The organism is Shewanella sp. 0m-8, assembly GCF_052977265.1.
Map to the genome: position 1 here is coordinate 12,959 of NZ_JBRIMB010000034.1, position 17,819 is coordinate 30,777.

13 protein-coding genes are annotated in these 17,819 nt (G+C 42.7%); 7 read left to right on the forward strand and 6 right to left on the reverse strand.

Translation table 11 applies throughout. The features are described 5' to 3' along the window. Positions 1–12: 12 nt before the first annotated feature. Together ACVBIO_RS15030 and ACVBIO_RS15035 are read left to right on the forward strand one after the other, a co-directional pair. Positions 13–825, forward strand: a complete 813-nt coding sequence (locus ACVBIO_RS15030; protein ID WP_447172922.1) for a RecX family transcriptional regulator — start codon at positions 13–15, stop codon at positions 823–825. Between the two features lie 173 nt (positions 826–998). After that, positions 999–1,550 carry a YbhB/YbcL family Raf kinase inhibitor-like protein gene (locus ACVBIO_RS15035; RefSeq protein ID WP_447162447.1) on the forward strand — a complete coding sequence of 184 codons (552 nt, stop codon included), beginning with the start codon at positions 999–1,001 and terminating at the stop codon, positions 1,548–1,550. 230 nt (positions 1,551–1,780) lie between these two features. Here ACVBIO_RS15035 and ACVBIO_RS15040 read toward each other — a convergent pair whose 3' ends face one another. The 3 genes from ACVBIO_RS15040 to ACVBIO_RS15050 form a co-directional block, all read right to left on the reverse strand. Further along, positions 1,781–2,137 (reverse strand): glutathione S-transferase N-terminal domain-containing protein, encoded by a 357-nt coding sequence (locus ACVBIO_RS15040; protein WP_447162448.1) that lies wholly within the window; start codon positions 2,135–2,137, stop codon positions 1,781–1,783. Between the two features lie 88 nt (positions 2,138–2,225). Next, positions 2,226–2,870: a Type 1 glutamine amidotransferase-like domain-containing protein gene (locus ACVBIO_RS15045; RefSeq protein ID WP_447172923.1), complete on the reverse strand. Its 645-nt coding sequence runs from the start codon at positions 2,868–2,870 to the stop codon at positions 2,226–2,228. Positions 2,871–3,208: 338 nt separating this feature from the next. Beyond that, on the reverse strand, positions 3,209–6,322 hold the full coding sequence (locus ACVBIO_RS15050; protein ID WP_447172924.1) for a DUF748 domain-containing protein: 3,114 nt from the start codon (positions 6,320–6,322) through the stop codon (positions 3,209–3,211). A gap of 368 nt (positions 6,323–6,690) precedes the next feature. Here ACVBIO_RS15050 and ACVBIO_RS15055 point away from each other — a divergent pair, with 368 nt between their 5' ends. From ACVBIO_RS15055 to ACVBIO_RS15065, 3 genes are all read left to right on the forward strand, one after another. After that, a complete protein-coding gene (locus tag ACVBIO_RS15055; RefSeq protein WP_447162451.1) occupies positions 6,691–7,398 on the forward strand; it encodes a DUF445 domain-containing protein in 708 nt (235 codons plus the stop codon). 291 nt (positions 7,399–7,689) lie between these two features. Beyond that, complete coding sequence (locus ACVBIO_RS15060) at positions 7,690–8,037, forward strand: VOC family protein (protein ID WP_447162452.1); 348 nt, start codon at positions 7,690–7,692, stop codon at positions 8,035–8,037. 48 nt (positions 8,038–8,085) lie between these two features. Continuing rightward, positions 8,086–8,427: a 5-carboxymethyl-2-hydroxymuconate Delta-isomerase gene (locus ACVBIO_RS15065; RefSeq protein ID WP_447172925.1), complete on the forward strand. Its 342-nt coding sequence runs from the start codon at positions 8,086–8,088 to the stop codon at positions 8,425–8,427. Positions 8,428–8,504: 77 nt separating this feature from the next. On the opposite strand, the gene asnB is transcribed toward ACVBIO_RS15065, so the two are convergent. The 3 genes from asnB to ACVBIO_RS15080 all read right to left on the reverse strand — a co-directional run bounded on the left by asnB (position 8,505) and on the right by ACVBIO_RS15080 (position 13,380). Next, positions 8,505–10,169, reverse strand: a complete 1,665-nt coding sequence (gene asnB / locus ACVBIO_RS15070) for an asparagine synthase B (RefSeq protein ID WP_447162454.1) — start codon at positions 10,167–10,169, stop codon at positions 8,505–8,507. 500 nt (positions 10,170–10,669) lie between these two features. Further along, a complete protein-coding gene (locus ACVBIO_RS15075) occupies positions 10,670–12,328 on the reverse strand; it encodes a M28 family metallopeptidase (RefSeq protein WP_447172926.1) in 1,659 nt (552 codons plus the stop codon). 305 nt (positions 12,329–12,633) lie between these two features. Continuing rightward, positions 12,634–13,380, reverse strand: coding sequence for an HAD-IIA family hydrolase (locus tag ACVBIO_RS15080; RefSeq protein WP_447162456.1), 747 nt, complete (start codon positions 13,378–13,380; stop codon positions 12,634–12,636). 312 nt (positions 13,381–13,692) lie between these two features. Here ACVBIO_RS15080 and ACVBIO_RS15085 point away from each other — a divergent pair, with 312 nt between their 5' ends. Continuing rightward, positions 13,693–15,204, forward strand: coding sequence for a DUF1254 domain-containing protein (locus ACVBIO_RS15085; RefSeq protein WP_447172927.1), 1,512 nt, complete (start codon positions 13,693–13,695; stop codon positions 15,202–15,204). A 322-nt stretch (positions 15,205–15,526) separates the two neighbouring features. After that, entirely contained in the window at positions 15,527–17,668 is a 2,142-nt protein-coding gene (locus ACVBIO_RS15090) for a TonB-dependent receptor (protein WP_447172928.1), read from the forward strand. The last annotated feature ends 151 nt before the right edge of the window (positions 17,669–17,819 follow it).

The following is a 17,819-nucleotide window of genomic DNA, read 5'->3' on the forward strand; positions in this document are numbered from 1 at the left end:
GTTCAATTTGTTATGCAGCGCCCACCATTACGTCAAGCCAAAACCATCGATAATGTTTTTAATAGTGCCTATTGGCATCTTAGTCAGCAGGATTTCACCATTAATGAAATTCGTACCAAGCTTGAGCGTAAAACCGAAAATCAAGAATGGATTGATACCGTACTCGCTAGGCTCATCGAGGGTGGGTATCTAAAAAGCGATTTTGACTTTGCACTGCGTTATTGCGAGCTAGCCTTTAGTCATGAACTCGGTGCTGGCGCGATTAGGCGTAAGTTACAGCAGCGCGGTGTATCAGTGGCTGACGTTGATAGTGCAATAGAACAAGTGATGCAAGAGCAAACAGTCGATAGCTATGCGATGGCAACCTCTAGGCTACTGGACAGATATGATAACTTTTACGGGACCAACAAAGAGAAAGTCTATGCCATGATGACCACAAAAGGTTTTTCTCGGGTAGAAACTGATCACGCATTAGCACAACACCCGATGCGTGAAACCTTGCGCAGTAAACTCGCCGTAAAAGCGGATAAAGCCGACTTAACCGCCGAAATCATCAAGTTATATAATAAAGGCAAAGGTGAAACTCTTATCTTGCAGGAGTTAAAACAGCGATTGATTGATGTGAGTGATTTTGTCGATACCTTGTATCAATTGACGCTTGCTGGAAATATTGATTTTTATCAGAGCTGTAAAAAAGAGCTAGCAAAAAAGCGCTATGACTTATCAGACTATAAAGAGAAGTCGAAAGCTTATGCGTATCTATCCCGTAAAGGTTTTAGCCGTGACGAAATAAAAGAGGCCATGAGCCCTGATGATGAGCTTTGAAGGCATCAGTATTACTGATTAACCAAGCAGCTATCGAATTTTAATTATATCTGTTGGCCCCCCGAAACTTAGATTAATGGCAAGTCGACTTTTTTCGACTATGCTTATTTGATTGTGACGTAGAGATAAATCAAATCAAATCAAATCAAATCAAATCAATATAGGTAGGATATATGAGATTCAATAAAGTCTTGTTATTAGCTGCATGTAGTTTATTTGCACTTTCTAGTCAGGCGATAGAGTTAAAGAGTACAAATGTCACTGAAGGTCAGAGCCTTAAAAATGCCCAGCTATTTAATCAATGGGGCTGCAGTGGAGAAAATATCTCTCCAGAGCTCAGTTGGAGCGATGTTCCAGAAGGCACTAAAAGTTTTGCTGTGACAATGTACGACCCTGATGCACCTACTGGGAGCGGCTGGTGGCATTGGATGGTTGTTAATTTACCAGCAAGTACTCAGAGTTTGCCGGCTAACTCGGGTCTAAAGGGAGGGGCTAATCTCCCTAAAGGGGCAAGTATGGTTTCTAATGATTTTGGCTTCAAAGGATTTGGCGGTGGCTGTCCTCCTGAAGGTGCTGCGCCACATAATTACCAAATCACTGTTTATGCGCTAGATGTTGCTCATCTTGAATTACCAGAGAGTGGCACAGCTGCGCTGGCTGGGTATAATATTTATCAACATCTTCTGGGCAAGGCGGTGCTGACTGCACCGACAAATGCAAGGTAGTAGACTTAAGTAGTTGGTATTAGCAGGTATTAGTTACGGATAAATAATAGTAACCGGTACGTATTAGTAACTTGGGTTAAATTATCGTTTGAGTAACCGCTATGAAAAAGGCAGCATTGATATGCTGCCTTTTGTTTTATCTGGTTGCTTTTACTTATTTACAGCTCCTCCCGAAATACATCGACTTGAGTTAAGTTGACACTTTTAGGGCGAGAAAGCAGGCCTGCGGGTTAAGCAAATTTTTTATCGAGAAAGCCAATGATCTCTGAAGACTCATACATCCAAGTTGATTGACCATTTTCTACAATTTTCATGCAAGGAACCTGTAGCTTTCCACCTTCGTTTAGCAATGTGCTCTTATGTGGTTCTTGCTTGGCATCGAGAGTGACGATATTTAAGCCTTGGCGACGCAAAGAACGACGAACTTTAACGCAAAATGGGCACGCCTTATATTCGTAAATAGTCATATTGCTGGTTGCGTTGTCGATTTGTTGTTGTTCTTCTTGTGGACGCTTTAGTTTTTTAGGTGAAAAAACAAAGTTTAAAAACAGGATGATACGTCCTAATACCCAACGAATGATAAACATTAACTACCTCTGATGTATTGTTATTCGCGCAGATTTTAACTCAAGCGTTACAGGGTTGAAAGTAATGATTAAAGATCTGCTTTCATCTTTATGACTTTGACCAATGACAATGGCCTATCTCTTCTATCGCTCCAGAAATCATTACTAGGCTGGCATTGTCCGGACATAAACAGATCTGCTGACTAAATGCTGAAAGCTGTTGTTTAAATGACTTGCTTTCAAGCCGCACAGGGCTGATGTGGGGCGCAAACATAAAGTCCACTAAGTTGAGCGCTGTAAAATCTGTAAGCTGACAATGATTGATGTCGCCGCAAAGTGCAGCGCTTTCAATACTTGAGGTTATGAGCATCGCACCTGCGCTAACGCCAATGAGTGCACCACCATTGACTGCATATTGGCGCAAAATGGGTAATAGTTTTTGCTGTTGCATTGCTTTTAAGAAACGATAGGTATCACCGCCAGAGAGATGAATGGCATCGCAGTTTAACAGCGCCTCGAGACTGCTCGGTGAAAAGCCTGATTCTAACTCAAGATAAACAGATAGCGTTGCATCGAGTGTTTGATACATCTGCTGAGTTTGCAAAAAGTACTCTCTTTGAGGGGCGGGCTCAGAGGCGATATAGCCAATTGTTAGCTGGGGATGTTTGTTGGTTGTTGCTATGGATGTAAGCACTGCTTTAATTGCGGCTTGGCCATTTTCAGTATTAGGATCACTCAGTAGGGCGAGTTTCATCGGTTCTGTCCTTAGATGATGCCAGTGTATCAGCATTGCTATGATGTGGATTATGACTCGACTTTAGCCGATCTTACATTGAGTTTAAAGCCTACTAGCCAAGCACAAGCCAGCTAAATACAAGCGAGCTCAGCAGGAGACAGCCAAGCACAAGGCTGTCAAACAAAAGGTAGTCTAGTACAAGCCTGCTAAGTACAAGGCAGTTAATCACAAGGTTGATAAGTAATAGCTCTTTTCAATAGCTCTTTGATGGCGATGAATGATTTGCGATCAGCTGCCCAATAAAAAGCACGCAAAGATGCGTGCTTTTTATTAGGCAGGAGGTAATTGAATTGACGTTAATTCGCACCCAAGGTCAGTAAGGCCTGGCTTGAACCTGTATTGAGCTCCACTTGGCTATCGAGTAGGAATATTCTTTGTGGTTCAATTTTCTCTTGTTCAATTAAATAGGTTTTAACCGCAGTCGCACGTTGTTGTGCTAGATGCCCAAGTGCAGCCTCTGGGAGTCGTTGTGCACGCAGCAGAAAGTTATACAGTGCGATATGCCAGCGCTGTGTAAGCTGGAGAACGGTAAGTTTGTTCTCTCCTTGATGTTCTGCTTCGATTTTCTCTTTCACCTTTTTAGCTGGGCTAGCAAGCTCTGTTTCATAGAGCGTTATTAGCGCATCAGACAATGCACCAGTTGTTGGGTAACTGCTAGGTGATAAATCAACAGGCAGTGATGTGATATCCAGTTTGGCTGTTTGAGCGAGCTTAGCGTTAAGCTGTTGCTCTCTGAGCGCTTTGCTATCTTCTTGCATGTTAACACTGCCTTTAACGCTGAGGGTTAGCATGGGTCTATCAACTAAGCCCGTGGCCAGCTTGTTAAGTTTAGTTTGTTGGCTGTCATCGAGGCTCGCGATACCGGCTGCGAAACTGACTTTATCGAGTTGTTCTTCATCAGAACCAAGTAGCCCCGCAAGCAAAGTAAAGGGAGCGGTTACTGCTTTGGTGATCACATTAGTAAAGGCGGTCATGACGATGCTGCCAATACTAAAGCTTGGGTCGTCTACATCACCAGATACTTTAAGGCCTAAATCAATCACGCCGTGTCTATTTTGCAAGAGTGCAATGGCTAAAGTCACAGGCAAGGTGGTAGCAAGACTACTATCGCTAGGTTGTCCCAGCTTTAATTGGTCGATGACTAAATGGTTCTCCCCAATTAATTGGCTATTATCGAGTCGGTAGTTAAGCGCTAATGACAATAGCCCTTTATCAATGTAATAACCTGCGTAGGTACCAGCGTAGGGGCTTATCGAGGTAAGCTCGACATGTTTGAAGCTAAGGGCAAGATCTAAATAAGGCTGCTTAAGCAGTGGGTTGATATCTCCCTTTAAGCTAACGGGGGCGTAGCGATCAATCTTACCTTTAATATCTACGGTGGCTGTTTGCTCACTGTTTGAAGACAATTTGCTTATATTGCCATCTAAATATTCGATACTGGCAGCAAAATTAGGTGTCAACGAGTTATCGGCGAAAAAGGTAGAACCCTCTTTAAAGCTGATTTTGTTGATGGTCAAGGCCAGTGGCTTGCTAGCTGTTTCCTGTTGATGCTCTTGCTTAGTTACAACATTGGCTGTGACGGCTTTATGCTGAGTTGTGGTTTCAGTTGTGGTTTTAGGAGCTGCAGCCGTTGGTACTATAAACAGATCACCTATGTTGGTGCTCTTATCTTTAGCGATCATTATCCGGCCATAAGGCTGATTTAGCGCGACATGATCGATATTGATACTGTTGGCATTTTTATCGAATGCTAAGCGATTGACCTCTAAGTTTTTCCATTTTATTAAGTCTTTTTTCTGTAGCGTATCTTTAATCAGTAAGTCATTGACGCCTAAGCTGCCGGTATAGCTTAACTGTTGAGTTTGGGCATTAAAGGCAAAGTCTCCCTCAGTGCTAAAATCACCTTGCTTGAGCTCAATATTGACATAAGGTTTCAGGTAGTTTTGTATTTGTGGCAGTGCAAACTTGGTGACTGACACTTTGGCGTTCACTAATTGTTTTAATGCGTCGATATGACCGTTTGATGCCAATAGACCCTGTTGATTCACGTTGAGTGATAATTGGTAGTCAATTGGCGAGGCGAGATCGGCGTTTATGGCTCCAGTCGTCAGTTCAATATCCTCTATTTGCCATAAGGTATTTTGAGTGACTAATTGCTCGCTTAGATTCACTTGGTAATCTTTAAGGTTGATGCCTTTGAGTATTGCAGTCCAACTGCTCTTAGCGGTTTGAGCCTGATTGGCAGATATGACAGCCTTATCATTATTGGTTTTTACTGCTGAAGAGTCGTTTGGTGTTGTATTGATAGGGGTAAAGATTGTCGCCAGATTAATGCCATCTTTGTTCAATTTAGCATTGAGCACAAGCCCCTCGGTATCGAGCGTTTCTGCCGTTACCGATCTCTGCTTAAGGTTAAACTCGATACCTTTAAGAGCGATGATGGGGAGCTTTATAATTGATTGCTTTTGATAATCAAAGTTGATGTCAGCTAATTCTAGCATGCCCTGGTCGGTGGTAAACTGAAGTTTATTCTCTTGCATTTGCAGCTGATAATGACTCGATAAACTAAATTGTCCAGAGGTTAGTTGAGGGGCAAACTGCGCCGAGATAAAAGACCAAAATTGTGGCAGTTGGATATTGGTCAGTTGCACATCTCCAACAATATTCAAGGGTGATAATTGTACTAGCCCTTGAGTGGTAATTTCACCGCCGTTACGGCCGACAACATGAATTGCATAGTGGTTGGTTTTTTGTTCAAGTTCAAGATTGTTAAGTGACGATGTAATCGCATGATTAGAGTCAAAATACTTGATATTGAGGTTTAATGCTGGGTAGTGCAATTGGCTATGGGTAAGCTTATCTGTAAAGTTCAGATCAGCATTCACAATCGCTAAGTTTGTGACGATAAAGTGCGGGATCCCAGCTGACTTTGTCGGCTCCTCGTCGCTTTTATCTTTAGGGCGATTTGCTAATGTCTCAATAATATCTGAAAAATTAAAGCGTAATGTTTGCGGCGTATTGAGTCGCTCAACGTTGATTACTGGCGCTGTTAACGTGACATTAGCGATGCTGAAGGCGGTATTAAAAACCGAGTCCCAAAATTGGTACTCAAAGTTTAATTGTGAAAAGCCAACAAAGGGTTTGCTATCTGTCTCTTGTAATTCGAATTTATCGATGGCGACTTCAAGAGTGAACGGGTTGACCTTGACGTTTTCAAGAGTAACCGGGCGCTGTAGCAACGAAGATAACTGCTCGGGTACTTGCTTAACCACAATATAGGGTACCAATAAGCCTAGTATTGCAGTAAAAGTAAAATAAATGGCGGTCACTATGATGAGTAAACGCTGATACTTTGGACGCTGAAGGTAGCCATTCAGCACAGCTTGAAATGATGTTTTGATAAAAGACATACAGACCTTTGTCGATTTGATTTTGTGGCAGAGTGTTTATTTCACTAACAAAAATCATACGTAGCATAAGTTGTTAATGGTCGATACTCACACTACTAATTTTAGCTTCATTATCGTGTAAATGATTCTGGTATCATAATGTTTTTTTTAAAATGTAACGTTTTTATTAACGTACGAATAAATATGTTACAGGAGCCAGTTTCTGCGCTTTAGCTAGCAGTGCAACTTATGTTCATTGATGTTGCATGAGTCTTGACTATGGGCACGTGTATGGGAAGCAGATCAAATAAGCGTGATTAAACCTATTGCTTCAGGTCTTTCTTGGTTGATACCATAGCGCGTTTTTTATCTTGCTTTGGGGAATTAGCTTGAATAAGAGTGTTATCACCAATTTGATTGCAGCTATCTTTGTTGCTGTCGGCTATCTGTTTGCTTTACCGATTGTGTTAACTGTTGGCTTGTTTGCACTATCTGGTGCTGTGACCAATTGGTTAGCTATCCATATGTTGTTTGAGAAGGTACCTGGGTTATACGGCTCAGGGGTTATACCCTCGCGTTTTGAAGAATTTAAAGCTGCAATTGCACACTTAATGATGAATCAGTTTTTTACGATCGAAAATATCGATCGTTTTCTATCAGGTGAGGGCGGGATTGAAAAGCAACTAAATCTGCAACCTGTTATTGATAAAATTGATCTGTCTCCGGCATTTGATGCGTTGGTGAGTACTGTGGCGCAATCGTCTTTAGGCGGTATGCTAGCCATGTTTGGTGGTACAGATGCGATAACGCCGCTGCGTGAGCCTTTTATTGAGAAAATGAAAAGCTCGTTGAGTGATATTGCCCAAAGCGATGACTTTTACGCATTAGTAAAAGAAGAGTTAGAGCAGCCCGATATGATTGCGGATATGCGCGTCAAGGTGGAAGAGATTGTGACCCAAAGGCTCGATGAGTTAACGCCACAACTGGTTAAAGAGATCATACAAGAGATGATCCGTGAACACTTAGGTTGGTTAGTGGTGTGGGGCGGTGTATTTGGTGGCTTAATCGGTTTAGCCGCGGCGCTTATCCAGAGCTAAATAAGCTAACATCATTAGCAAAGCGTTAAATTGAATTTTAGATTAAAGCTCTAAATTAAAGTTCTAAAGTAGGGAGCTGATACTGATTGGTATTAGGCTCCCTTTTTTATGGGGTATTTGTAAGCGTGTATTGCTCGCTTTAGCTGCTGTGATTTTAACCAGAATATGCTTTAATCACTGAGGCGTTATTTGCTGAGTTAAGCTTTTATCTAGGAACGTGTTTATTAAAAAGTCTTTTGTTAGTAAGCACAGAGCGAGTCATCATGGGTTAAGCATTCACAGGAGTGGCATATGCAGCACCATAGTATTAACTATCTTGAGATCCCAGTAAAAGAGATCAATAAGACTAAGGCTTTCTTTAATCAAGTGTTCGGTTGGGAGTTTATTGATTACGGCCCCGAATATAGCTGTTTTGTCGATGCGGGTATCGCAGGCGGTTTTTTTGTCAGTGAGAAGGCATTCACTATCGCCTCCGGTTCACCTCTTATCGTGCTGTACTCCAATCAGCTTGAAGAATCACAAACTAAAGTCATTGATGCTGGTGGGCAAATAAGCCAGCAAGTTTTTACTTTTCCTGGCGGACGTCGTTTTCACTTTCTGGACACGAATGGCAATGAATATGCTGTTTGGTCTGAGTAAGGCTTTATCCCCTTATTCCCCATACCCTAAGAATAAAAAGAGCAGACTATGCCACATTGCACCATAGAGTATTCCGCACCATTAGCCGAAGTGCTATCCATTGACGCTTTAGTTGCCGCCAGTCATAGAGGTCTTACTGAGTCAGAGTTGTTTGAGCCAAAAGCGATTAAGACGCGGGCCTATGCTTGTGATTATTTCCAAATAGGCGAGGAAGAGCAGAGCAGTTTTATTCACCTCAACATTGCTATCATGCCGGGGCGCACCGATGAGCAGAAGGCTTTACTGATTGAGCGGGTTTATGATGCAATTGCACTCATTACTGCAACGGTGAGTAGTGTGACTTTAGAAGTGGTCGATATTAAGCAGCATTACTTTAAAGCGTTAAACTGATTTTAGCATGACTGATTAATCTAAAGTGCAAAGCAAAAAGCCACTCATATGAGTGGCTTTATTGTGTTGAGTAAAGCTTAGTAAGCGCTGTCGTGTACAGATTGCACTGCACGGCCTGACGGATCTATGATCCCTTGTAAGCTTTCGTCCCAAGCCAGCGCTTCAGGTGTTGAACAAGCAACAGACTTACCACCTGGCACAGTTTCTGCCGCACTTGGCAGTGGGAATAACTCTTCAAAGAAGGTGCGGTAGAAGTATGCCTCTTTGGTTTCAGGTGTGTTGTATGGGAATCTAAACTTGGCGTTTGCCAGTTGAAGATCGTCCACTTTGTCTGCAGCATGATCTTTAAGGCCATCAATCCATGAGTAACCTACACCATCACTGAACTGCTCTTTTTGACGCCAAGCGACTTCTTTCGGTAACTTGTGCTCAAAGGCTTCACGCAAAATGTGTTTTTCAATCTTACCGTTTTTCGACATCTTAGCATCAGGGTTAGTGCGCATTGCCACGTCCATAAACTCTTTGTCTAAGAAAGGCACGCGAGCCTCAAGACCCCAAGCTGCCATGGCTTTGTTAGCGCGAAGACAATCGAAGAGGTGTAACTTGTCCAGCTTACGTACTAGCTCTTCGTGGAATGCTTGTGCGTTAGGCGCTTTGTGGAAGTACAAGTAGCCACCAAACAATTCGTCAGCACCTTCACCCGACAATACCATTTTAATGCCCATGGCTTTAATCTTGCGCGCCATCAAGTACATTGGCGTTGCCGCGCGGATAGTGGTGACATCGTAGGTTTCTAAGTGGTAAATCACATCTTTAATTGCATCGATACCATCTTGAAAAGTAAAAGTGATTTCGTGGTGAATCGTGCCGATCGCATCGGCGACCTTCTTGGCTGCAATTAAATCGGGTGCACCTTCAAGCCCGACAGCGAACGAGTGCAGTTGTGGCCACCATGCGCTGCTTTCTCCGTCATCTTCAATACGGCGCTTAGCAAAGGTTTGGGTGATTGCTGAAATCACCGATGAATCAAGACCACCCGACAGTAATACGCCATAAGGCACATCTGACATTAATTGACGCTTTACGGCTGCTTCTAGGGCATCACGTACATCTTCTGCGCTGGCAGGGTTGTCTTGCACAGCGGCAAAATCACGCCAGTCACGCTGGTAATACTGAGTCAGCTCGCCTTGTTCACTTGAAAGGTAATGTCCTGGGCTAAAGGTTTCTACCGTTTTACACACTGGCATTAACGCTTTCATTTCTGAGGCAACATAAAAGTTACCTTCAGCATCGCGCCCAGTGTATAGCGGAATGATCCCCATATGATCACGACCTACTAGATAAGTGTCTTTAGTTTTGTCGTAAAGTACAAAAGCAAAAATACCGTTTAGCTTGTCTAAAAACTCAGTGCCGTATTCTTGGTATAATGCCAAAATGACTTCGCAATCGGAGTTGGTTTGGTAGCTATATTTATCGCCTAATTCAGCTTTCAATTCTTTGTGGTTGTAGATCTCACCGTTAACGGCTAATACGATTGACTCATCCTGACTAAGTAGTGGCTGCGCACCATGTTCGATGTCAACAATGGCTAAACGCTCATGGGCTAAAATGGCTTTATCACTGCTGTAAATGCCAGACCAATCTGGACCACGATGACGCAATAATTTGGACATCTCTAGAGCGACTTGACGCAGTGGAGTCGCGTCGGATTGAATATCTAAAATTGCAAAAATTGAACACATAGGTCACTCCAAAAAATTTCGGTCTTAAACTCAATTGAGTATTAATCTGCCATTGAAAATTGAAGAATACAAATCTGCTTTTGAATAATCATCGTTAAAAGTGGCTTCTTAGCTATCTAAAGTCTTATTTTTAAATAGCTGAAATGATGAGTCGATATTTTAAAGGCTTTTGGCTTGTTTTATCCGCAATTTGAATGGGGCATTGTTAAGCTTGATTGGATATACGGTAATGCCATTTAAATTAAAGTGAATTGAGCAAATTAATTGGAAAATCCGGCATTTTTGGGGATTATCTGCTCAGTTTTAGCATGATGTGGTTAAAAGCTTAAATTTAGGTTTGATAAAAATCACTCCTAGGTAGGCAAAAAAAACCGACAAGTGGGTGGCAAGTCGGCTGGTTGAAAACCTTCAAATGGGTAAAATGTTAATTGGTACTGCCTTAATTAAAGTGATTAAAGATTTTGTGTCTAATCGCTCAATTCACTCAATCGATATTTAATTTATTTACTGGCTTGCTCTAAGGTATCGTTGGCTGGGCGCAGCGCATTAAATTCTGTGCCCTTAAAATACCCTGGCCAGTCATTGTTGTTGCCTAACTCAGTTGCTGCTTGGTAATAGATGGCTAAATCTTCGAGGGCGCCAGATAGATCCCAGTCTTCACGATATTCATCACAGACATTGTGATAACAGCCTTTCATTTTTAGTTTCATGGCCGCTTTATATTGTGCAGTGGCCTCATCTATTGGCTGACTGCCGCCGCCAGCGAATACAGCGGGTACCCCTTCTTTGGCAAAGCTGAAGTGATCAGAGCGGAAAAAACCGCCAGACTCCGGATATTTTTCTCTTATCGCAATCCGGTTTTGGGTTTTTAAGGCATCAACAAGATAGTTCTCTAACTCAGATTTCCCTTTGCCAATGATAGTGTAATCACTGGTACGGCCATAGATATTGGTGCTGTCTAGATTAAATACAGCAACGGTTTTATCGAGTGGATAAACGGGATTTGATGCGTAATATCGTGAACCGAGTAGACCTTGCTCTTCACCCGTTGTCGCCACAAATGTCACGGAGCGGGCAAGGGGGTTGCCGCTATTAGCTTGCTTGGCAAACTGCCGTGCAATTTCAAGGATCCCTGCCGTGCCAGAGGCGTTATCAAGTGCGCCGTTATAGATCTGGTCACCATCTTTGCTGGTATCGATACCAATATGATCCCAGTGAGCGCTAAACAAAATATGCTCATTTGGGCGGCTGTTACCCGGTAACGTTGCCACCACATTGTAACTATTGGCATATTGCGCTTTGTTTTCAAACGCAATTGATGCAGTTTGGTTAAGTGGCAGGTTAATAGGGCTTGCGGCTGCACGTTCTGACACAGTGTTCAGTGACAACCCCGCGTTTTCAAATAGCTGGCTGGCAACGCGATAGGTGATCCAGCCTTCAACCTTTATTCGTTGCTTTTGTTCTTGTTTACTACGAACAAGATCTTGCTGAGCTCCGGTCCAGCTATTTTCTACCACTGACCAAGGATAAGAGGCCGGTTTTGTATCATGGATGATGATAGCGCCTAACGCACCTTGGCGGCTCGCTTCTTCAAACTTGTAACTCCAGCGACCATAGTAGGTCATGGCCTTACCATTAAACAGATCTGAGTCTGGCAGAGCAAAGCCGGGATCATTAACTAAGATCACCGCAATTTTCCCGTTCATATCCAAATCTTGATAATCGTTCCATTGATATTCGGGAGCATGAATGCCATAGCCGACAAAAACCAGCGGCGCATTATTGATATCGATGTTTGCAACATCGTGACGGCTACCCAGTACAACGTCTTGTCGATACTTCAGTGGTAAGTCACCTAAACGAATGGATTGTTGCTCAGATGCTGTGTAGGTCACCATAGGCACGGCTTGTAGATAATCTTTTCCGTTAGGTTTTTTAAGCCCCATTTCAGCAAAGGCATCACTTAAGTAATCTAAAGTTAGCTGTTCACCTTTAGTGGTGGGCGCGCGACCTTCGAATTCATCGGAGGCGAGGGTTTTGATATCTTGGCGGAAACGGCTTTCGTCGAAAGTGACGTCGGCTGGATTATTGACGTTAGCTGGGTGTTGACTACAGGCACTGAGCATCGAGAGTGCGCAGACTGAGAAAATTGAACGCATGAAGTGGTCCTATTATTGTTGTTTTAGACTTTTTTCGTTAATGAGAGGCATGATGGAGGAAATTAGCCCTCAATGGCAAGAGGGCTAAGTGATAATCTATTCGCTAAAATGTTACTTAATATTGCGCTATAAACGCCGGTGTTATAAGTTGATTCAACTTTAGATTCAACTTTAGATTCAACTTTAGATTCAACTTTAGATTCAACTTTAGATTCAACTTTAGATTCAACTTTAGATGAGTAGCGCGCTGGGCCGCTAAACCAGTCAAAACCGGTTAATCGCCCTGCGCTTAGGTGCTTACACAGTTAGATAACGTCGATGTCCCCAGCGCAATTAAAGATATGATTGGGTCTAAATGGTTCTTTATCGATATCGCTTAAAGAGCTAACACCACTCGTTACCAGGATGGTTTCAAGTCCCGCTTGAAAGCCTGCAAGTATATCGGTGCGCATATTGTCACCGATGATCACGGTGTTTTCTGAATGCCCACCTATATGGTTTAGTGCTGAGCGAATGATCCAAGAGCTGGGTTTACCAACATAAAATGGCTTTTTGCCGCTGATCCGCTCTATGGGGGCACATAATGCACCGCAAGCAGGACTAAAATCTGGGCCATGGGTATCGGGATTCGTCGCAATAAAACGTGCGCCTTCGCTAACAAACTTAGCCGCCTTATGGATCATATCCCAGTTGTAGGAGCGCGTTTCGCCAACGATCACAAAGTCTGGATTGATGTCGGTGATGGTAAAGCCTGCTTTATACAGCTCGTGGGTTAATGCCCCCTCGCCAATCACAAAGGCTTTAGTACCTTGTTGATGTTTGAGAAAGTCAGCGGTCGCCATGGCAGCGGTGTAAAAGCACTCTTCAGGTATTTGAATTCCTGCGGCGCCAAGGCGATTTTGCAGATCTTTACCTGTTTGTACTGGGTAGTTGGTCAGCACTACGAGAGGGTTACCTTGTTCGACTATGCGGTGAATAAACTTATCACTACCAGGAATAAGCTGATTGTTGTGCAGTAACACTCCATCGATATCGCAAATAACATTTTTCATTTGACTCTCTTACTTCATATTAGTTTGCCGAATAACTGAGCTTTATCTAATGCTAAATGGAGTTGAAAAACAATGCTTTTACCAAACTTTTAGTGAGCTTTGTAGAATTCCACTGATTTATTGCGATTATATGCTTTGGTTTATTTGACTGTAGCCGAAGAGATTATGTCAGTAACGCACTGACATAAAAGAAACTAACGCTGCTTATGTTGACCAAATCTTGAACACATATTAGGCTGGTAGGTAAAGGAATATGATGACGTATAAATAAGGAAGCCAATGAAAGCGAGTAATATATTCAGGTCAGTCAAGGTGGCAGTGTCTATAGCGTTACTGCTAGGGGGGTCAACCCGTTTAGCTGCAGCAGAAACACCGACTCCAGGCTATAACCACAAGATCCCCCAAAGCATTATGACGCCTAACAAGGTCGAAACGAGCATAGGTACTTTAGAGTTTCATGATGGTGCACCGACAGTGGAAACTAGCCGTAAAGTCTATGATAATCTTAATACCATTCGCGCGACGGAAACATTTTTAAATGCGATCCCGATGGCTTCTCTAGAAGCGTTAAGAATTGGTCATATGGATCTTGGAATAACGCAATCTAATCAAGTATTACTGTTTAATAAGTTGATGGACTCAAATTCGCTTTTCTTAACGGGTAATACTGACACCGTTTATGCCTCTGCGTTTTTAGATCTTGAGCGCGATGGGCCGACTGTGGTGGAGGTTCCCGCAGGAATGGGGCCAACAACGGTCAATGACGCTTTTTTTAGGTACGTTACGGATATGGGGATTGTAGGTCCTGACAAAGGCAAAGGGGGAAAATACCTTATTTTACCACCAGGCTATAAAGGTGACGTGCCAAAGGGGTATTTTGTATCTGAGTCAACGAGTTATACCAACTGGTTTATTGCGCGAGGCTTTCTAAAAGACGACAAGACGGACTCTGCTGTTGAGTCATTTGAGCAGTACCTTAAAATTTATCCACTTGCTAAGAAAAACCAGCCTCCAAAAATGGTTTTTAAATCAGGTAGTGGCCTGGTATTTAATACCATTCATGCTAACACTTTCCACTTTTTTAAAGAGATCCATCCTGTATTAGAAAAGGAGCCAGTCTCGTTTATAGAGCCACAGCTACGAGGGTTGATGGCCAGTATTGGTATACAAAAAGGCAAGCCTTTTGCACCTGATGATCACATGACTGCGCTACTCACTGATGGTGTCGCCATCGGTAATGCAACAGCAAGAGCTTTGATGTTCCAGCCAAGGGATGAGGCAACTTATATTTACCCTAATAGACTTTGGAAAACTGCTTTTATTGGCGGTGATTATCGCTGGTTAATTGATGATGGAGAGGGGGGGCGTAATCTTGATGCGCGTACTTATTTCTTCTATATGGCGACAGTGAATACGCCTGCAATGGCATTAAAGTTGATTGGTAAAGGCTCACAATATGCCATGTTAGATAAGTCAAAAGATGCTGCATATTTACACGGCAGTAAGACTTATAAGTTAACCATTCCCGCGAATGTACCCGCGAAAAACTTCTGGTCGGTGGTGGCATACGATACTCAAACCCGCTCAGAATTACAGACTGGACAGCCATTTCCTAGTCGGAATAATCAGCGTGATAATTTAAAACAAAATGCAGATGGTTCGGTTGATATTTATTTTGCGCCAGAGGCTCCCAAAGGCCAAGAGAACAATTGGATCCAGACTGTACCGAATAAAGGTTGGTTTATCTTATTGCGCCTCTATGGCCCGCTGGAACCTTGGTTTGATAAAAGTTGGCAGCCTGGTGATATTGTTGAAGTTAAGTAACAGTATCAAAAAGGTTTTATAGACTCAATCAACGAGTAAGTAGCATATCAGCGTTGGGTAATCCCCCTAACGCGATATGTTACTTTTCAATATCGCCCCCAGCATAAAAGCGATTTGCTGCAGTTCATAGTTCATAGTTCATAGTTCATAGTTCATAGTTCATAGTTCATAGTTCATAGACTAAAGTTATCGAAATAACATCTCACCTCATCTTTAGTTAGTTTTGGACCAGCCTGATACCTTTGTAAATATTGTGTAAGTTCGTTGTCACCTGCAATTAAATGTTAATAGTATTCATTCGCATTTAATTATGGAGAGACATGTGAAATTAAGTATTTTAGGGTTAGCAGTATTGAGTACTTTGGCAGCCACTTCGGTTTGGGCTGAGCAGAGTAAAGAGGGATCAAATCAATCTGAGGATATGGAGCATATTGTTGTAACCGCATCACCATTTGCACAAAAGTTAAGTGATACACCTAATTCTGTTTTTATTGTCACAGAGCAAGAGTTGGACATGCAGCGTGTTGTTGCGCGTAACCTGTCTGAAATGATCTCAAACCTCGTCCCAGGTTTTTCACCAAGCACAGAAACAATGTCGACTTTCGGCCAGAACTTTCGCGGCGGTAAAGCGATAGTGATGATTGACGGAGTGCTGATTTCAACGACATTGCGTGCAGGTGGTCGAGATCTACAATCAATTTCGGTTGACGTTATTGAAAGCATTGAGGTGATAAAAGGCGCAAGTGCCATGTACGGTAACGGTGAGGCTGGCGCGATAATCAATGTGAACACCAAAAAACCTACTTTGAATTTTGAGATGCAAACTCGTGTTGGGGTCGAGGCTTTTGCTGATGAATTATCTGATGCAGGTTATAGCATTTCACAACGCTTTTCGGGCACAACAGATTCAGATCTGGGCTACTTACTTAACCTATCAGGTAAAGATCGCGGTAATCTGTATGATGCTGATGGGGATCAATTACCCGGCGCACCTAATAGCCAAGGCGGCATGGGGGATGCAGATGAATATGATCTGTTATTTAAGCTTGAGCAAGAATTCGATTCAAGCCGTTTAGCCTTGTTGGCACATCATTATAATATCGAAAATAAGCTGCATTATAAACGCAGTGTAAATGATGAAAATGGCCTAGTAGAGATTGATAAAAGTGGCCCATATAGCGGTGCGAACCCAAAAACTAAACTTAGCACAGTGCAACTCACCTATGAGCATGATGATTTTCTAGATCAACAACTCAGTCTCTCTACTTATTACAGTAAGGTGAATGTTGGCTATGAATCCGCGTCTGAAATAGTGTCTAAGCGCAGTGGCTTTAAAGCGGCGATGCAGTGGACAATTAACGATAGAAGTCGTTTGGCCTACGGTATTGAATATGGCCGTGACAATACGGAGCAGGGCAGAGACCGTGATGTGATGACAGAGACCAATGTCGAAGGTAGTGTACTAATGCAATCACAATATGTTTGTTCCATTTGTGATTTAACCGAGACTAAACTAAGCCCATTTGCTCAGTACTGGCAGCAATTAACTGATGATGTCACCTTGCAGCTTGGTTTGCGTTACGAAAACTTTGAAATTGAAGTGCCAGATTATCAGCGTTACAAAAAAGGTGTGTTGTCAGATAAACAGGGCGACACCTTAACTTATGACAAGCCTCTGATTAATCTCGGTCTAGTCTATAGTATTGCCGATAGCACCGATATTTTTGCTAGTTTCTCGCAAGGTTATTCTCATGCCGATATGCGTATGCTTAGAGACATGCCGGTAGACAGTGTGGCCGAGTTTTCAGATGAAATTCCAGCAACGCAAACTAACTACTATGAAACCGGTTTACGTTATGACAGTGAACGCGTGCAAGGAAGTTTGTCATTTTTCTATTCAGATATAAAAGATGGATATGCGTATGATTATAATGTCGATGCACTAGCCGTTAAGCGAGTCGCGGCGGTGATTGTTGCCGATGAAAAAATTTGGGGCTTTGAAGCGACACTCGATCACCAAATTAACCAAGCAATTAAGCTTGGTACTACAGTGTCCATGTCTGAAGGTAAACGTACCAATAGTGAAACGGGCATTGATTACTGGATGAATGGCACCAGAATTACACCGATTAAGGCCTCGATTTATGGGGATTACCGTTTCAACGATATGGCATCAATGCGTTTACAGGCCAATTATGTCGGCGATAGGAACAAAAACAACCAAGAAAGTGATGCGGGATACAGTTACTACGAATCACCATACGAGGGATATACCTTGGTTGATTTTATTTCAACTCTTGATACTGACTTTGGGCGCTTTACCTTCGGTATTGATAACTTGCTCAATACCGACTACCAGCCGTTGGTTTCACAAATGAACAAAGAGGTTGTTTGGCAGCAGTACCGAAGTCAGTTTTCAGGTTACGGACGCCGCTTGGCGCTGGAGTACAGTATCAATTACTAAACGCTTGCTAAAGGTTATAAATGAGGTAAAGCCTAGCCCCCAGGATAGCACCCCAAGTTGAGCCTCTACTTGGGGTTTTTTAGTTATATACTGTATTGATAACACAAAAGAGTGAGGCTGAAAGCTACAGTGGCGAGTCACAAACCTTACT